Source organism: Methylotenera sp. N17, assembly GCF_000799155.1.
GTDB lineage: Bacteria > Pseudomonadota > Gammaproteobacteria > Burkholderiales > Methylophilaceae > Methylophilus.
In genome coordinates this window covers 2,332,242-2,347,034 of the sequence record NZ_JUGE01000001.1, presented here as the reverse complement: position 1 = coordinate 2,347,034, position 14,793 = coordinate 2,332,242, and the positions used below count along the sequence as shown (strand labels likewise).

Here is a 14,793-nt window from a genome sequence, read left to right as displayed (position 1 = left end):
ATTATTGCCACATCAGTTTGATGCTGTCCAATATACGGCTAAAGAAACCGCCGCTCTCTACTGCTTTTGACGCAATCAGTGCGCGTTCAGTCAGTTTCTTGCCATCTAATGTGAATGTGATTTTACCGACCACTTGGTTGGCTTTGACCGGTGCAATCAATGGTTGTTGACTGGTCATGCTGGCTTTTACGCGGGCATAGTCACCTTTGGGTAATGAGAAGTAGACATCTTGTGCAACAGTCGCATTCACTAACTTTTCATTGCCTTTCCATACGCGCAAGGCATTAATCGGCTGACCTTGTCTGTAAACGAGCGTGCTTTCAAAAAACTGAAATCCATAATTGAGTAATTTTTGGCTTTCAATCGCACGCGATGCTTCGGACACTGCCCCCAACACCACAGAAATTAAACGCGAATCGCTGCGCTTAGATGAGGCGATTAGGCAATACCCAGCGGATTCGGTATGACCAGTTTTCATGCCATCCACGTTGGCATCTAGCCACAATAAGCGGTTACGGTTAGGCTGCGTGATTTTGTTATAAGTATATTCTTTCATCGAATACAAGCGTTTGTAGTCCAAAGGAAAATCGCGAATCAGCGCACTGGCCAACAAGGATAAATCATACGCAGTGGTGTAGTGTTGCGCGTCTGGCAGACCGGTTGCATTCATGTAATGCGTATTTTTCATGCCTAATTTTGCGGCCTTTTTATTCATCAGGTCGGCAAACTGCTCTTCAGAGCCGGCAATGCCTTCTGCCAACGTAATTGACGCATCATTGCCAGACTGAATAATCAGGCCATGTAGTAATTCATCAACCGCCACAGGTTTGTTAGGCTCAATGAACATCTTGGAGCCTTCGACTTTCCATGCTTTTTCACTCACAGGCAGGGTTTGGTCTAATTTTAAGTATCTATTCTGAATCGCCTCAAACGCAAGATAAGCCGTCATGATTTTAGTCAGCGATGCGGGTTCAACACGCTCATTTTCTTTATAGCCAGCGACGATACTGCCACTGTTAAAGTCCTTGAGAATGTAGGCATTCACAGCCAAGTTTGGTGGCGGTGTGACTTCCGCATGACTGCTGGCGGCGATCAAACAGCCGAATGTAAAAAGTAAAGTTTGGGTCAGTGTGCGCATCATATGGTTGGATCGTTATTGTGTGTGAATAATACTGTTGATATTGAGTCGTTGCTTGATGTCCGCCGCAATTTGGCTGGCTTTACTTCTTGACGGGTAAGGGCCTAATTTTAAGCGGTATAGTTGACTATTATACACGTGGTTAATGTCCTTGCTGCTGGCGATGCCTAGGTTTTGGATTTTTTGCCTAAGCGCATTGGCATTGGCCTCTAGCTTAAACGCACCTACCTGTACAAAGAACGGAGTGGTGATGTTTTGCACAGTCTCGCTGCCACTATTGGCTGGGTTTGCAGTTGTTTCTACCGGTTTGGGTACAGGCGTAGCGTTTTTATTTTGCGCGGCATAGCTGGCAGCATTGACGGCTTCAATTTCCACATGCGCGCTACCGCGATCCAAGATACGTAATTTATATGCAGCGGCATAGGATAAATCGATGATACGGCTATGCTTAAACGGCCCACGATCGTTCACCCGTACGATGACGGTGCGGCCATTGTTGGGGTTGGTGACTTTGACATAGCTAGGCAAAGGCAGTGTGGGATGTGCCGCTGTCATGGCGTACATATTGTACGTCTCGCCATTGGATGTTTTGCGCCCGTGAAAGCGTTTGCCATACCAAGAGGCAATGCCGGCTTGCTTGAACGGTGCATAACTCTTCATCGGCACGTAAGTCTCGCCCAGTGCTTGATAGGGGCGCATGGCCGCAGGATTAATCGGTTCCTCTTTGGGTGTTGCGTCCGGAATGTCGTCTAAGTTGCTTGGCGGATTGGCCTCTGGGCCGTCATCCATATAGTAACCCCCAGGGGTATCGACTTCTGCAGGTGGTGTACTAGGTGCTTTGGTGGGAGGCTGACCAGTTGAGTTATCCGGCTGTTCTGCAGGTGGGCTGGGCGGTGCTGGTCGTGTCGTCTGTTGACCGCCGCAAGCAGAAAGCAAGAGTGTGACTACTACGATGTAAAAAAAATGATTCATTGTACCGCCTGTTCAAAATGCGCTAGCTATTAGAAATACTTAGCTGTTAAAAATGTCTAGCCATTAACGTTTATCCGGTCGCGACCAGTTTTTTATGCGTTTGTATACTCATCAGCAAGCCAAAGCTTAGGCCGAGTGTGAGCATGGAGGTTCCGCCGTAACTAATGAGCGGTAATGGTACGCCTACCACTGGTAAAATTCCGCTGACCATGCCCATATTGACAAAGCAGTAAGTAAAAAAGGTCATCGCAATGCTCCCAGCCAGTAGTCGTGAGAATGTATTTTTGGCTTGTGATGCAATGTAGAAGCCACGTGCAATGATAATGGCAAACAATGCTAGAAGCATCACATTGCCTATCATGCCAAACTCCTCACCAAACACGGCAAAAATAAAGTCAGTCGTGCGCTCCGGCAAAAAGTCTAATTGCGTTTGCGTACCATTTAACCAGCCTTTGCCAGTGACGCCGCCAGAGCCAATGGCAATGGTCGATTGAATAATATGATAGCCGGAGCCAAGCGGGTCTTGTGTTGGATCAATGAGAATTTCAATTCTACGGCGCTGATAATCGTGTAGTAAAGACCAGAATACTGGGCTGAGCGCACCAATAAGCGCGATACCGCCGAGTATAAAGCGCCAACTTAGGCCTGCTAAAAAGATCACATAAAATCCGGAGGCGGCCACCAACATGGCCGTGCCTAAATCTGGCTGTTTGACAATAAACAGTACCGGTAAGGCAAGAATGGCGCCTGCGATTAAGAAGTCTGCTACGGTCAGATTGGATTCCCGTTTAGAGAAATACCATGCCAACATAATGGGAACGGCGAGTTTTAGTAGTTCAGAAGGTTGGATCTTAGTGATGCCGATGTTTAGCCAGCGTCTGGCGCCGTGGCTGATATCACCAAATAAGGCCACCGCCAGCAATAGCAGGACGCCAATCACATAAGCGGGCACGGCAATGCGTTCTATGTGTTGTGGCTGAAGATTCGCAACGGCCCACATCACCGCTAATGCCACGGACATATTAATCAGCTGCGCGCTGACTCTGCTAAATTGCTGGCCCGATGCGCTATACAGCACCAATAAACCTACCAGCATGGCAAATAAAATACAGGCCAGCAATACGGAATCAATGTGCTTAAAGAAACTGGTGATAAATTTGCTAATCATACTGTTCTTCTTCCAAAAGCGTTTCCGGCATGGTTGCGCCATCTGGGCGTGTAGTGGCAGTGCTTGGTTGTTTGGCTACGGCTGGCGCTTCCTCAATAGGTTCTTTTCCCAGCAGAAAATAGTCCATCACCTTGCGCGCTATTGGGCCTGCAGCGGAACCGCCATGCCCACCATTCTCTACAATCACTGCGATGGCAATCTTAGGTGCCTCGGCCGGTGCGTAGGCAATAAACAAGGCGTGGTCACGGTGGCGCTCATTGATGCTATGTTCGTTGTATTTTTCGTTTTGCTTAATGCCAATCACTTGTGCCGTGCCGGTTTTTGCAGCAATGTTATAGCCAGCATTGGCGCCTACCACCACCGCCGTTCCCCCGGGCAGAGTGACATCCACCATGCCTGCTTTCACAATGTCTAGGTTCTGTGGTTTCAACTCTATTTTATCCAGCACCGTATGTGGGATAGGTGTCATCACATGGGTGGTTGCGTTGACAACTGCATTGACCATATGTGGACGGATGGCGGTACCTTGATTGGCCAACGTGGCAGTTGCATAGGCGAGTTGCATTGGGGTCACCAAAGTATAGCCTTGTCCAATGCCCACAATCACTGTTTCGCCCATGTACCATGGCTGTTTAAAACGCTTTTTCTTCCACTCCGGCGTAGGCATTAAGCCGGAGACTTCTCCGTGAATGTCGATACCGGTTTTTTGACCGAACCCAAAGTGTTTGACAAACTCTGCTAAGCGTTCGATGCCCAACTCCATGGCTAAACCATAAAAAAAAGTATCACACGAGATGGTAATGGCTTTGCGCATATCCACACTGCCGTGGCCGCTGGGTTTCCAGTCGCGATAGCGGTGTCGGCTGTTGGGCAAAGTGAAATAGCCGCTGTCTTGAATGCTAAAGGGGGGCTCGCGTTTGCCAGCCTCTAAGCCAGCCAAGGCCACAAAGGGTTTAAAGGTGGAACCGGGTGGGTAAATGCCTTTGAGTGCGCGGTTAATCAGTGGTTTGTCTAGCGAGTTATTGAGCAGGTTCCAATTCTCGTAATCAATGCCATCCACAAATAAATTGGGGTCAAATGTTGGCATGCTGACAAAGCCTAATACTTCGCCGGTGTTTGGCTGAATGGCTACCATAGCACCTCTGCGCTCACCAAAGGCTTTCTCTGCAATCGCTTGCAGCTTGGCATCGATAGATAACACAATGTTATTGCCAGAAGTAGGTGCGGCACTTGAAAGTACACGCACGGCTTTGCCATCGGCGTCAATTTCCACCTGCTGGAACCCAGTAATGCCGTGCAACTCGCTTTCATAGGCTTGTTCCACGCCGCCCTTGCCCACGTGGTCGGTACCTTTGTAATTAGAAATGACATTGCTGTCTTTAAGCTGTTTCAAATCACGCTCATTAATGCGGCTAATATAGCCAATGGCGTGTGTACCGAGTTTGCCTTGCGGATAATGACGATATAGGCGCGACTTAAGTTCTACACCAGGAAAGCGGTAGCGGTTAACCGCAAATTTTGCTGCTTCAATTTCATTCAGATGGGTACGAATCGGGATGCTCTCGAACGAGTGACTTTGCGCTTTGAGCTTCTTAAAACGCTTCAGATCCACTGGGCTGATTTCCACCAGTTGTGCCAAGTCACCAATCGTGGTGTCAAGGTCGGTGATTTTTGAGGGGGTCATTTCCAGCGTGTATACAAAAAAATTGTGTGCAAGCACTACGCCGTTGCGGTCCAGAATCAATCCGCGGTTAGGTGAAATCGGCACGATCGAGATGCGATTACTTTCTGCCAGTGTATGGTAGTAATCGTAACGGTTGATTTGTAGATAATAAAAACGTAAGCCCAGCGCGCAAAACGCCAACAATGCTAATGCGCCAGCAATCAATAACCTAACACGGAAATTATGCTGTTCATTTTGGTGATTTTTAAGTTCTGCGCTATATGCCATGCCAATAGATTGCCTAATGTCTGGGTCGGGTAGGCGCACCAAACATCAATACCATAAACTGCCATAGGATGATGCTAGTGAGAACTGGCCAGAAATAGGAAAGCCCAGGATTTTCATTGTCGGCAAATAGCTTAAGGATTAACACCAGCGTACGCTCAACAAACAGCAACGCAAATAGGTAGACCGATAGTTGCCAACGGTTAAACAACACTAATCGACGTTGATACAACAGTGCCAAGAAGGCGGTAAAGGCAAAGGCGAGTGCGTGCTGCCCAAGTAAGCTGCCGGTAGATAAATCCACAATTAACCCTGCAAACCAAGCAACCCCCACATTGCATAAATGGGGTGCACGCACCACCCAGTACAGCGTAATCACCAGCAAAAAGTCTGGGCGTAGAATCACGCCTTGGCCAGACCATGGGTAGAGCTGGAAGGTGAGTGCCACAATCAGCGTCAGTAACACGGTGGTGAGATTAGCGGGACGCATGCGGCTTCTCTTTGCGGGGTTTGGCTGGCGGTATAGAAGTAGTTGCGGTAGCCGGCGGCGCGGCTGCATCGCCAGCACTTGCCGGAGCTGCCTCTATATGTTCCGCCGGAGTTGGCATGCTCAAAATCAGCAACTGTAAGTGATTGTTCACGCCAGCAATCGGCGTGCTAATGATTTTTGCAAAAGGAGAGTCCGGGCTTTGGCGCACCTCGGTGACTTTGGCCACGGCCAAGCCGGCCGGATACACGCCATCAATTCCAGAAGTCACCAGCTTGTCACCCACTTTAATGTCTACGCTCGTGGGCAAAAACGGCAAGTCAATGGTATTGCTTTTCCCCTCACCAAAAGCAATCGCACGTAATTGATTGCGCTCTACTTGAATGGGAATGGATAGATTTTTATCGGTAATCAGTGTGACTTCTGCGCTAAACGGAAACACGCGGGTGACTTGCCCGACCACGCCTTGCGCATCTACCACGGCCTGACCTGCTTCTACCGTGTGCTGGCTGCCGCGGTTAATCACCACAACATTGCTAAATGGATCGCGTCCCATGTGCAGAATTTCACCCAAAATGGCTTTGGGAATCATGGGCGCATTGCCTTTTAGTAGCGTTTTAAGGTGCGCATTTTCAAGCTCAATCGTGGCTAGTCGCTGCAGCATGACATTGTGTTCCACCGCTTGCTGCTTGAGCGCTTGATTTTCAATCAGCAGTCGGCTGTGCGCGGTAAAGTACTGGCGGATATTGAGCCCCCACTCACTGGGGGCGTTGGCTACCATTTCCAGCGGATGCAAGGCAGCAATAAAGGTTTGACGAAACTGGCTAAGGTAATCGAGACGCGAATCCACAGCCATCAAGACAATCGACAGCGCACAGAAAAACATGATGCGTGAAAACGGGCTGGGGCCACGGACAAAAAACGCTGGGGATTCTTGTGGCTCTAGTTTCTGGTGTACGCCCTTAAGCATGCCAATTTATGAATGAATAATGATCAACAAAGGCTGACTAACGATTACTCGTTAGCAAACACGTTACCCAGTTTATCCATTTCCTCAAGCGCGCGACCACAACCACGTGCTACACAGGTGAGCGGATCTTCCGCCACAATCACTGGCAATCCTGTTTCTTCCATCAATAAACGATCCAAGTCCCGCAGCAATGCGCCTCCGCCAGTGAGTACCATGCCTTTTTCGGCAATGTCCGCGCCCAATTCAGGTGGCGTTTGCTCTAGTGCAGATTTCACTGCGCCCACAATTGAGTTCAATGGCTCGGTCAGCGCTTCTAAAATCTCGTTGCTGGAAATTGTAAATTTACGCGGTAAACCTTCTGCCAAATTGCGGCCGGTGACTTCCATTTCCAATACTTCGGAGCCAGGGAATGCAGAGCCGATTTTTTTCTTGATGGCCTCGGCGGTAGGCTCAGAGATTTGCATGCCGTAATTGCGGCGGATGTAATCGATAATGGCTTGGTCAAACTTGTCACCACCCACGCGCTCAGATTTAGCATAGACGATACCGCCTAAAGAAATCACGCCCACTTCTGTGGTACCACCACCAATATCCACCACCATCGAGCCGGTGGCTTCTGCAACTGGCATATCAGCACCAATTGCTGCGGCCATTGGCTCTTCAATCAAGAATACTTGTTTAGCACCGGCGCGCTCTGCAGACTCTTTAATCGCACGGCGCTCAACTTGGGTAGAGCCTACCGGGACACAGATGATGATGCGTGGGCTAGGCGAAAACCAGCGAGATTCGTGTACTTTACGGATAAAAAACTTAAGCATTTGCTCGGTGATGGTGAAGTCGGCAATCACGCCGTCTTTCATCGGGCGAATAGCTTGAATGTTGGCAGGCGCACGACCCAACATGCCTTTGGCATCGGAACCTACGGCCAGCAGCACTTTTTTGCCATTGGGACCGCCCTCTAATCGAATCGCTACAACGGATGGCTCGTCTAATACGATTCCCTTGCCACGTGCGTAAATCAGCGTATTGGCGGTGCCTAAGTCAATGGCTAAATCATTAGAAAAGTAACTGTTTATTGAACCGAACATGTTTTATCCCGATATTGACGAATGATGACCCACGATTTTATCGATTTGCTTTTAAAAGCGTGGATTGAAATCAAGGTATAATAGCTTAAATCACATCTAAATTTAAGATGTTATTACAGATTGTTACAAACAAACGACAGAAAATTGTATGGCACTCAATATAGAAGATATCCATCGAATTGCGTACTTGGCGCGTATTGAAATTAACGAACAAGAAGCCGCCTCCACTCTCACTAAGCTCTCTGGCATTCTGGGGCTCATCGAGCAAATGCAAGCGGTGAACACAGAAGGCATCTTGCCCATGTCGCATTCACAAGACCTTGCACAACGCTTGCGTGAAGACGTAGTCACGCAGACCAATCAGCGCGAAGTATTTCAAGCCATTGCACCCATGACCGAGCATGGTTTGTATCTGGTACCTAAAGTCATCGAATAACGAATTCAGACAAGTTTATGATTAATAGTAGCCTAAAAACACTTAGCCAGATGTTGGCAAGTAAACAGATCTCCAGCGTGGAGCTGACGCAAACATTTCTGACGCGTATTCAGCAGCACAATCCGGCCATTAATGCATACATTGCGTTGGATACAGACAAAACGCTTGCGCAAGCACGTGCCGCCGATGCTAGGATTGCGGCCGGAAATGCAGAGGCGCTGACGGGCATCCCATTCGCACAAAAAGATATTTTCTGTGCGAAAGGCTGGAAAACCACTTGTGGTTCAAAAATGTTGGCCAATTTTGTGGCGCCCTATGATGCCCATGTGATTAGCCAATTTGATGCAGCGGGTGCAGTCAATTTGGGCAAAACCAATATGGATGAATTCGCCATGGGTTCCTCTAATGAAACCAGTTACTTTGGCGGCGTTAAAAATCCTTGGGATTTTGACCGTGTGCCAGGAGGCAGCTCCGGTGGCTCTGCAGCGGCAGTGGCAGCACGTTTATGTGCAGCCGCCACAGGTACCGATACAGGTGGCTCCATTCGCCAGCCTGCCAGTTTGTGTGGGTTTACAGGGTTGAAGCCAACCTATGGCTTGGTGTCACGTTACGGCATGATCGCTTTTGCATCCAGCTTGGATCAGGCTGGCCCTATGGCAAAATCGGCAGAAGACTGTGCGTTGATGATGAACGTGATGGCGGGCTTTGATGAACGTGATTCGACCAGTTTAAATCGCCCGAAAGAAGACTACACACGTGGGTTAGCCAATATGATGGGTGCGCAGCCATTGAAAGGTCTACGTGTTGGCTTGCCTAAAGAGTACTTTGCAGATGGCTTGGATGCAGATGTGGCTAAAGTAGTGCAAGCAGCCATCGCCGAATACCGCAAATTGGGTGCCGAAATCGTAGATATTTCACTACCCAACAGCCAGTTATCGATTCCGGTTTACTATGTGTTGGCGCCGGCGGAAGCCAGTTCCAACCTTTCTCGTTACGATGGCGTGCGTTACGGTCACCGTGCTGCAGAATACGACGATTTGCTGGATATGTACATGAAGAGCCGTGCTGAAGGCTTTGGCGCCGAAGTCAAACGCCGTATTTTGATTGGTACCTATGTGTTAAGCGCGGGTTATTACGATGCGTATTACCTCAAAGCACAGCAAATTCGCCGCTTGATTGCACAAGACTTTACCGAAGCCTTTAAGCAATGTGATGTCATCATGGGGCCAACGGCACCTTCTACTGCGTTTAAGGCGGGTGAGAAAGCGGATGACCCAGTGGCGATGTACTTACAAGATGTCTACACCATTGCCACCAACTTGGCTGGACTGCCAGGCATGAGTATTCCAGCCGGCTTTGCGCCAAGTACTGATGGCAAAGCGTTGCCAGTGGGGTTGCAATTGGTGGGTAATTACTTTGATGAGGCGCGCATGTTGGATGTGGCGCATGCATATCAACAAGTCACAGATTGGCATCTGCAAATGCCGGAAAGTTTGAAATAGTATGGAATGGGAAGTCGTGATTGGGTTAGAGACCCACACTCAATTAAAAACAAATACTAAAATTTTCAGTGGTGCCTCCACCACCTATGGGGCAGAGCCTAATACACAAGCATGCGAGGTGAGCATTGCTTTACCAGGCGTGCTGCCAGTATTGAACAAAGAAGCCGTAGAGTGCGCGATTAAATTTGGCCTGGCCGTGGATGCGGACATTGCACCACGCTCAGTATTTGCACGTAAAAACTATTTCTATCCGGACTTACCTAAAGGCTATCAAATTAGCCAGTACGAACTGCCGGTAGTTGGCAAAGGTAAGCTAACGATACAAGTGCCCGCAGGCAAGCATGGTGAGGCTTACGAAAAAACCATTCACATTACCCGTGCGCATTTGGAAGAAGATGCCGGTAAATCAGTGCATGGCGCCGTAGAAGGCATGTCCGGCATTGATTTAAACCGTGCTGGTACACCTTTGCTAGAAATTGTAACCGAGCCAGATATGCGTAGTGCGGCTGAAGCAGTGGCCTATGCTAAAAAGCTGCATGAACTGGTACAGTGGATTGGAATTTGTGATGGCAATATGCAGGAAGGTAGCTTCCGCTGTGATGTGAACGTGTCCGTGCGCCCCAAAGGCACAGAGAAGCTAGGCACGCGCCGTGAGATTAAAAACCTCAACTCATTTAAGTTTATGCAGCAAGCCATTGAGTACGAAACACAATGGCAAATTGATACATTAGAAGACGGTGGAAAAATTCAACAAGCCACCGTCTTGTTTAACCCAGACACAGGTGAAACACGCGCGATGCGTTCTAAAGAAGAAGCGAATGACTATCGCTACTTCCCAGACCCAGACTTGTTACCGCTCGTGGTGAGCGACGAAGACAAGGCGCGTGTAAGAACGCATATGCCTGAATTACCTGAGGCGATGAAAGCAAGGTTTGAAGCGGCGCATGGCTTAAGCAGTTATGATGCGGCTACCTTAACGGCCAGCCGAGGCACTGCCGATTATTTTACAGCCGTGGTACAGGCAGGCGCAGAAGCCAAACCCGCAGCCAACTGGGTAATGGGCGCTTTGTCCGCTAAATTAAACGCGGAAGAAAAAGTGATTGCAGATTCACCCGTTTCAGCGGCGCAATTGGCACAGTTATTAAAGCGTATTCAAGATAATACCATTTCTAACAATGCGGCCAAGCAGGTGTTTGAGGCGTTATGGGCTGGTGAAGGTGATGTGGACACGATTATTGCTGCAAAAGGCTTAAAACAAGAGTCTGATGCTGGTGCGATTGAAACCATTATCGATGAAGTGTTAAATGCAAACCCTGCAATGGTAGAAGAGTTTAAAGCGGGCAAAGAAAAAGCATTTAATGCCCTGGTTGGGCAAGCCATGAAAGCCTCTAAAGGCAAGGCTAATCCTGCGCAAGTAAACGAAATCTTGAAGAAAAAGCTGGGTTAATGATTTCGAGACAGGCTTTTCAATCATGCGGTGATTGGGAAGCCTTGGCAAAGCTTGTGGATTAAGGCGCTGCTTTGGTCGCGTTTCGGATATTGCTTAACGTATAGCCTTGCGCTTTTAATTCCAAATAGCGCTGTTTGTCGTTGTCGTAGCGTTTACGTATATTGTCGATGTCATGTTGCTTGGTAACGATTAACTTGTCTGTATCAGCAATATCTGTCTGGTATTTTTGATTGTCTTCTACTAATTGTGGCGGTATCGGGCGTTTGCGTTTGGTCAAATCTGCCATTTTAGTGGCATTTTTTTGCTGCTGATCTTTTAAGTTGGTACGTTTCTGACCAAGACTTTCGAGCGCCGACTTATCAATTCTAGTATTGCGGTCGCAGGCGATATCAATTTCTTCAGCCGAGTTATAAGATGCCAATAAGGCTGAATCGCGTCTATTCTGTTCGGAGGAGACTTTCTCTGCCTCATGTTGTGTGGCTGTTTGCTCAACACGTTTAACCGCCATGCCGGATTTGTTAAGCTCGCTGGTTTTGTTGGTGCTATCTGGTAGCGGTACTTGATCCCCATAATGGGTAACACCATGTTTGTCCACCCACTTCACAATGCGTTTGCCTTCGGCCTGTGCGCTAGCACTAAAACAAATCATGGCAAAGCAGCATAAAATGGTTTTAATCATGTGGTATCAATGTGTTAAACACAGTATTGTTGTCGGTATAGGTCGACTTTATGCAAATACTGTGCCAAATCATGGCTGTTTTCAATGTATTTAAGTAGATCTGACAGCTTGGCAATGCTGGAAACGGGGATGCGGTTGTTCTTTTCTACTTCTTGTACTGCAGAGAGTTCGGTCAGTCCTTTTTCTTGGCGATCCAGCGCAATACTCACGCCACATGGGGTAGCTTGTTGCTGCACAATAAGGTCGACGGATTCTCGAATAGAAGTGCCGGCAGAAATCACATCATCGATAATTAATACTCGGCCTTGCACCGGTGCACCGACCAAAGTGCCGCCTTCGCCATGGTCTTTGGCCTCTTTGCGGTTATAGGCGTACGGGTAGTTTTTGCCTTCGCGCGCAAATGCAATGCTAATGGCCGCAACAAGTGGAATGCCTTTGTAAGCGGGGCCAAATAACATATCGAATTGAATGCCAGAGGCTTGAATGCTCTTTGCATAAAACTCACCCAGCCTTAATAAACTCTCGCCGTCGTTAAACAGCCCGGCATTGAAGAAATATGGGCTTAAACGGCCTGCTTTGGTTTTAAATTCACCAAATCTTAATACCTGTTTTTTAACAGAAAACGCGATAAACTCTTGGCTTAAGTCACTCATTGGAATCGATAAGAAAGTATAGATAATGCGCATTATAACGTTGAATTTAAATGGAATCCGCTCTGCGGCAAATAAAGGCTTTTACAAATGGTTGCAGCAAGTGCAGCCAGATATTATTTGTATGCAAGAGGTAAAAGCCCAAGCTGCGGATATGACATTGGAGATGCTAACGCCGAGCGGGTATCACGGTTATTTTCACTATGCCGAAAAGAAAGGGTATAGCGGAGTTGGTATTTACAGCAAGCAGAAAGCGGATGTGGTGATAGAAGGTTTAGCCGGCGCGCATTTGGGGGAAATTGCCCATGAGGTGGCCGACATTGATGCGGAAGGCCGCTACTTGGAGTGCCGTTTTGGTCACTTATGTGTCATTTCTTTGTACCTGCCAAGTGGGTCTAGTGGCGAAGAACGGCAGCAATTCAAGTTCAGTGTAATGGCACGCTTCATGCTTCATTTAGAAAAGCTCATCAGTCAGGGCTATGAAGTCGTCATTTGCGGTGACTGGAATATTGCACACCAAGAAATTGATTTAAAAAATTACAAGGGCAACAGGAAAAATTCCGGATTTTTACCGGAAGAGCGCGCTTGGATGACCGATTTATTCAATCGCGTGGGATGGGTAGATGTGTATCGCAGGCTACATCCAGACACAACGGATGCGTGTTATACCTGGTGGAGTAATCGCGGCCAGGCTTGGGCAAAAAATGTGGGTTGGCGTATTGATTATCAAATTGCAACGCCAGCATTTGCGGCCAAGGCAACACAAGCTAGTATTTATAAAACAGAGCGATTCAGCGATCACGCGCCACTCATCATTGACTACCTAGATTAGGTTACCGAGACTAGCTTGATGCTAGCGGTAGAAAGGGTTGCGATGTTGGAATTTTTATTGAAAGCATTGGCGATTTTCATCATGTTGACATTGTCACCGTTTGCACTTGGCATAGCCAATGCAGAAGGCAATGCGCTGATTGATGTGACACATCGTATTAGCGCAGCATATTCAGATGTCGATATGCGCATGGGGCTGGTTACACAGAAAAATGCGCAGGCGTGTGTAGAGGACGAATGTGTTGCACGACAGCAGTTTGACGAACGTGTTGTCACATTAGGTGAGCGTTTGGCCTTGGCTGCCTATACCGTGTATCCGGATTTGAAAAAGCGTATTCCTGCATTTCAGTTTAAGGTAATAGATAAAGTGGCTGCTGCCACTACGTCTACTGCTAACGGACGTGTGGTGGTTTTTCGCGGCTTGCAACAGCTGACATTAAGTGATGAGGCATTAAGCTATGTGTTGGCACGTGAAATGGGGCATGTGATTGGCCGGCACCACACACATAATATTGCAACCAAACTCATGATTACAGCCATTGCCAGTATTGTGTTTCCAGCGTTGGCCATTGTCAGCGCTTCATCCACTGCAGCACAAGCATCTACAGCAACCTCCGCAGTGACGAGCGCAGCTTCTTCTGTGACCAGTTTTGTGGGCTCAGAGGTCGCGCTTAAAAAAGCAAAGCCAAATCAATTAGCTGAATCGGATCGTATTGCGCTGAATCTGATGTTGTATCAGGGCTATGACATGCAAATGGTGTTAGATGGATTGCCGAGTGCCGATACCGCCACTACCGCATGGCTAAAGGATTTGCAGTCCAGCACGACAAGCCTAGCAACATTTATGGATACGCAGGTCATCGACCTCGCGCAAGCGCCTATCTAAAGTTTTTCTCTCTGGCTTCCTTATTTTTGTAAGGAAGCCTCTTCCCTCGCGACTAAGTCAGGTAATCATCTAGATGGTTACTTTCTGTTTGGCGCATATTGACGCACATGACTCTCGAGAGGAATAAAAATGACTATTGAAACATCAAAAATGAGCAAAGGTACCATGTTGGCACTAGGGGCTGCAGCATTGATTTTGGCAGGCTGCGCCAGTGGCGGTGCAAAAACTGCTGGTAATTCGGCAACGGTTGCTTGTGTGGGCGTAAACTCATGCAAAGGTACTAGTGCTTGCAAAACTGCTGGTAACGAATGCAAAGGGCACAACGCATGTAAAACTGCAAAAAATGCATGTAAAGGCCAAGGGTCATGTGCAAATCCAGCCAATGCATGTAAAGGCCAAAATGATTGTGCCGGCCATGGACATTTGGCTTTAACTGGCGCTGAGTGTGATGCTAAAGGTGGACATGCTGTTTAGTGATGGTTTTTAATACTTAGGTTAATACTTAGGTTGTGTAATGCAAAGTAAAGTAGAAAGTGTATGGGTTATATATGCTTTCTACTTGCTTCACTCAAAAATACCCATCAATGA

The 14,793-nt window shown here is 47.8% G+C and carries 15 protein-coding genes; 6 read left to right on the top strand and 9 right to left on the bottom strand.

What is annotated here, in order from left to right; translation table 11 throughout:
* Window position 1 precedes the first annotated feature (1 nt).
* From FG11_RS11185 to FG11_RS11155, 7 genes are all read right to left on the bottom strand, one after another.
* Window positions 2-1,141, bottom strand: a complete 1,140-nt coding sequence (locus tag FG11_RS11185; protein WP_025225125.1) for a D-alanyl-D-alanine carboxypeptidase family protein — start codon at window positions 1,139-1,141, stop codon at window positions 2-4.
* 12 nt (window positions 1,142-1,153) lie between these two features.
* Window positions 1,154-2,110: a septal ring lytic transglycosylase RlpA family protein gene (locus tag FG11_RS11180; RefSeq protein WP_047535117.1), complete on the bottom strand. Its 957-nt coding sequence runs from the start codon at window positions 2,108-2,110 to the stop codon at window positions 1,154-1,156.
* A 70-nt stretch (window positions 2,111-2,180) separates the two neighbouring features.
* Window positions 2,181-3,278 carry a rod shape-determining protein RodA gene (gene rodA, locus FG11_RS11175; RefSeq protein WP_025225123.1) on the bottom strand — a complete coding sequence of 366 codons (1,098 nt, stop codon included), beginning with the start codon at window positions 3,276-3,278 and terminating at the stop codon, window positions 2,181-2,183.
* Window positions 3,271-5,229, bottom strand: a complete 1,959-nt coding sequence (gene mrdA / locus FG11_RS11170) for a penicillin-binding protein 2 (protein WP_025225122.1) — start codon at window positions 5,227-5,229, stop codon at window positions 3,271-3,273. The genes rodA and mrdA overlap by 8 nt, the downstream gene beginning before the upstream one ends.
* Before the next feature lie 13 nt (window positions 5,230-5,242).
* A complete protein-coding gene (mreD, locus tag FG11_RS11165) occupies window positions 5,243-5,716 on the bottom strand; it encodes a rod shape-determining protein MreD (protein WP_020183168.1) in 474 nt (157 codons plus the stop codon).
* Window positions 5,703-6,683 carry a rod shape-determining protein MreC gene (mreC, locus tag FG11_RS11160; protein WP_047535106.1) on the bottom strand — a complete coding sequence of 327 codons (981 nt, stop codon included), beginning with the start codon at window positions 6,681-6,683 and terminating at the stop codon, window positions 5,703-5,705. The genes mreD and mreC overlap by 14 nt, the downstream gene beginning before the upstream one ends.
* A gap of 44 nt (window positions 6,684-6,727) precedes the next feature.
* Window positions 6,728-7,771 carry a rod shape-determining protein gene (locus FG11_RS11155; protein ID WP_020183166.1) on the bottom strand — a complete coding sequence of 348 codons (1,044 nt, stop codon included), beginning with the start codon at window positions 7,769-7,771 and terminating at the stop codon, window positions 6,728-6,730.
* A 148-nt stretch (window positions 7,772-7,919) separates the two neighbouring features.
* Between FG11_RS11155 and gatC the strand changes: the two genes are divergently transcribed.
* From gatC to gatB, 3 genes are read left to right on the top strand one after another with little or no spacing between them, the layout of a single operon-like run.
* On the top strand, window positions 7,920-8,207 hold the full coding sequence (gatC, locus tag FG11_RS11150) for an Asp-tRNA(Asn)/Glu-tRNA(Gln) amidotransferase subunit GatC (RefSeq protein WP_020183165.1): 288 nt from the start codon (window positions 7,920-7,922) through the stop codon (window positions 8,205-8,207).
* A 17-nt stretch (window positions 8,208-8,224) separates the two neighbouring features.
* Window positions 8,225-9,709 (top strand): Asp-tRNA(Asn)/Glu-tRNA(Gln) amidotransferase subunit GatA, encoded by a 1,485-nt coding sequence (gene gatA, locus FG11_RS11145; RefSeq protein ID WP_026361840.1) that lies wholly within the window; start codon window positions 8,225-8,227, stop codon window positions 9,707-9,709.
* Window position 9,710: 1 nt separating this feature from the next.
* The gene (gatB, locus tag FG11_RS11140; RefSeq protein ID WP_047535104.1) at window positions 9,711-11,156 is read left to right on the top strand and encodes an Asp-tRNA(Asn)/Glu-tRNA(Gln) amidotransferase subunit GatB; all 1,446 of its coding nucleotides are present in this window, start codon (window positions 9,711-9,713) and stop codon (window positions 11,154-11,156) included.
* 61 nt (window positions 11,157-11,217) lie between these two features.
* On the opposite strand, the gene FG11_RS11135 is transcribed toward gatB, so the two are convergent.
* Both FG11_RS11135 and pyrE read right to left on the bottom strand, forming a co-directional pair.
* Window positions 11,218-11,838, bottom strand: a complete 621-nt coding sequence (locus FG11_RS11135; RefSeq protein ID WP_047535102.1) for a DUF4124 domain-containing protein — start codon at window positions 11,836-11,838, stop codon at window positions 11,218-11,220.
* A gap of 14 nt (window positions 11,839-11,852) precedes the next feature.
* Entirely contained in the window at window positions 11,853-12,524 is a 672-nt protein-coding gene (gene pyrE, locus FG11_RS11130; protein ID WP_047535100.1) for an orotate phosphoribosyltransferase, read from the bottom strand.
* Between pyrE and FG11_RS11125 the strand changes: the two genes are divergently transcribed.
* From FG11_RS11125 to FG11_RS11115, 3 genes are all read left to right on the top strand, one after another.
* Window positions 12,517-13,320: an exodeoxyribonuclease III gene (locus FG11_RS11125; RefSeq protein WP_047535098.1), complete on the top strand. Its 804-nt coding sequence runs from the start codon at window positions 12,517-12,519 to the stop codon at window positions 13,318-13,320. The two genes, pyrE and FG11_RS11125, sit on opposite strands and share 8 nt — an antisense overlap.
* Window positions 13,321-13,362: 42 nt before the next feature.
* On the top strand, window positions 13,363-14,205 hold the full coding sequence (locus FG11_RS11120) for a M48 family metalloprotease (RefSeq protein ID WP_020183159.1): 843 nt from the start codon (window positions 13,363-13,365) through the stop codon (window positions 14,203-14,205).
* A 129-nt stretch (window positions 14,206-14,334) separates the two neighbouring features.
* On the top strand, window positions 14,335-14,679 hold the full coding sequence (locus FG11_RS11115; RefSeq protein WP_020183158.1) for a hypothetical protein: 345 nt from the start codon (window positions 14,335-14,337) through the stop codon (window positions 14,677-14,679).
* Window positions 14,680-14,793: the final 114 nt, after the last annotated feature.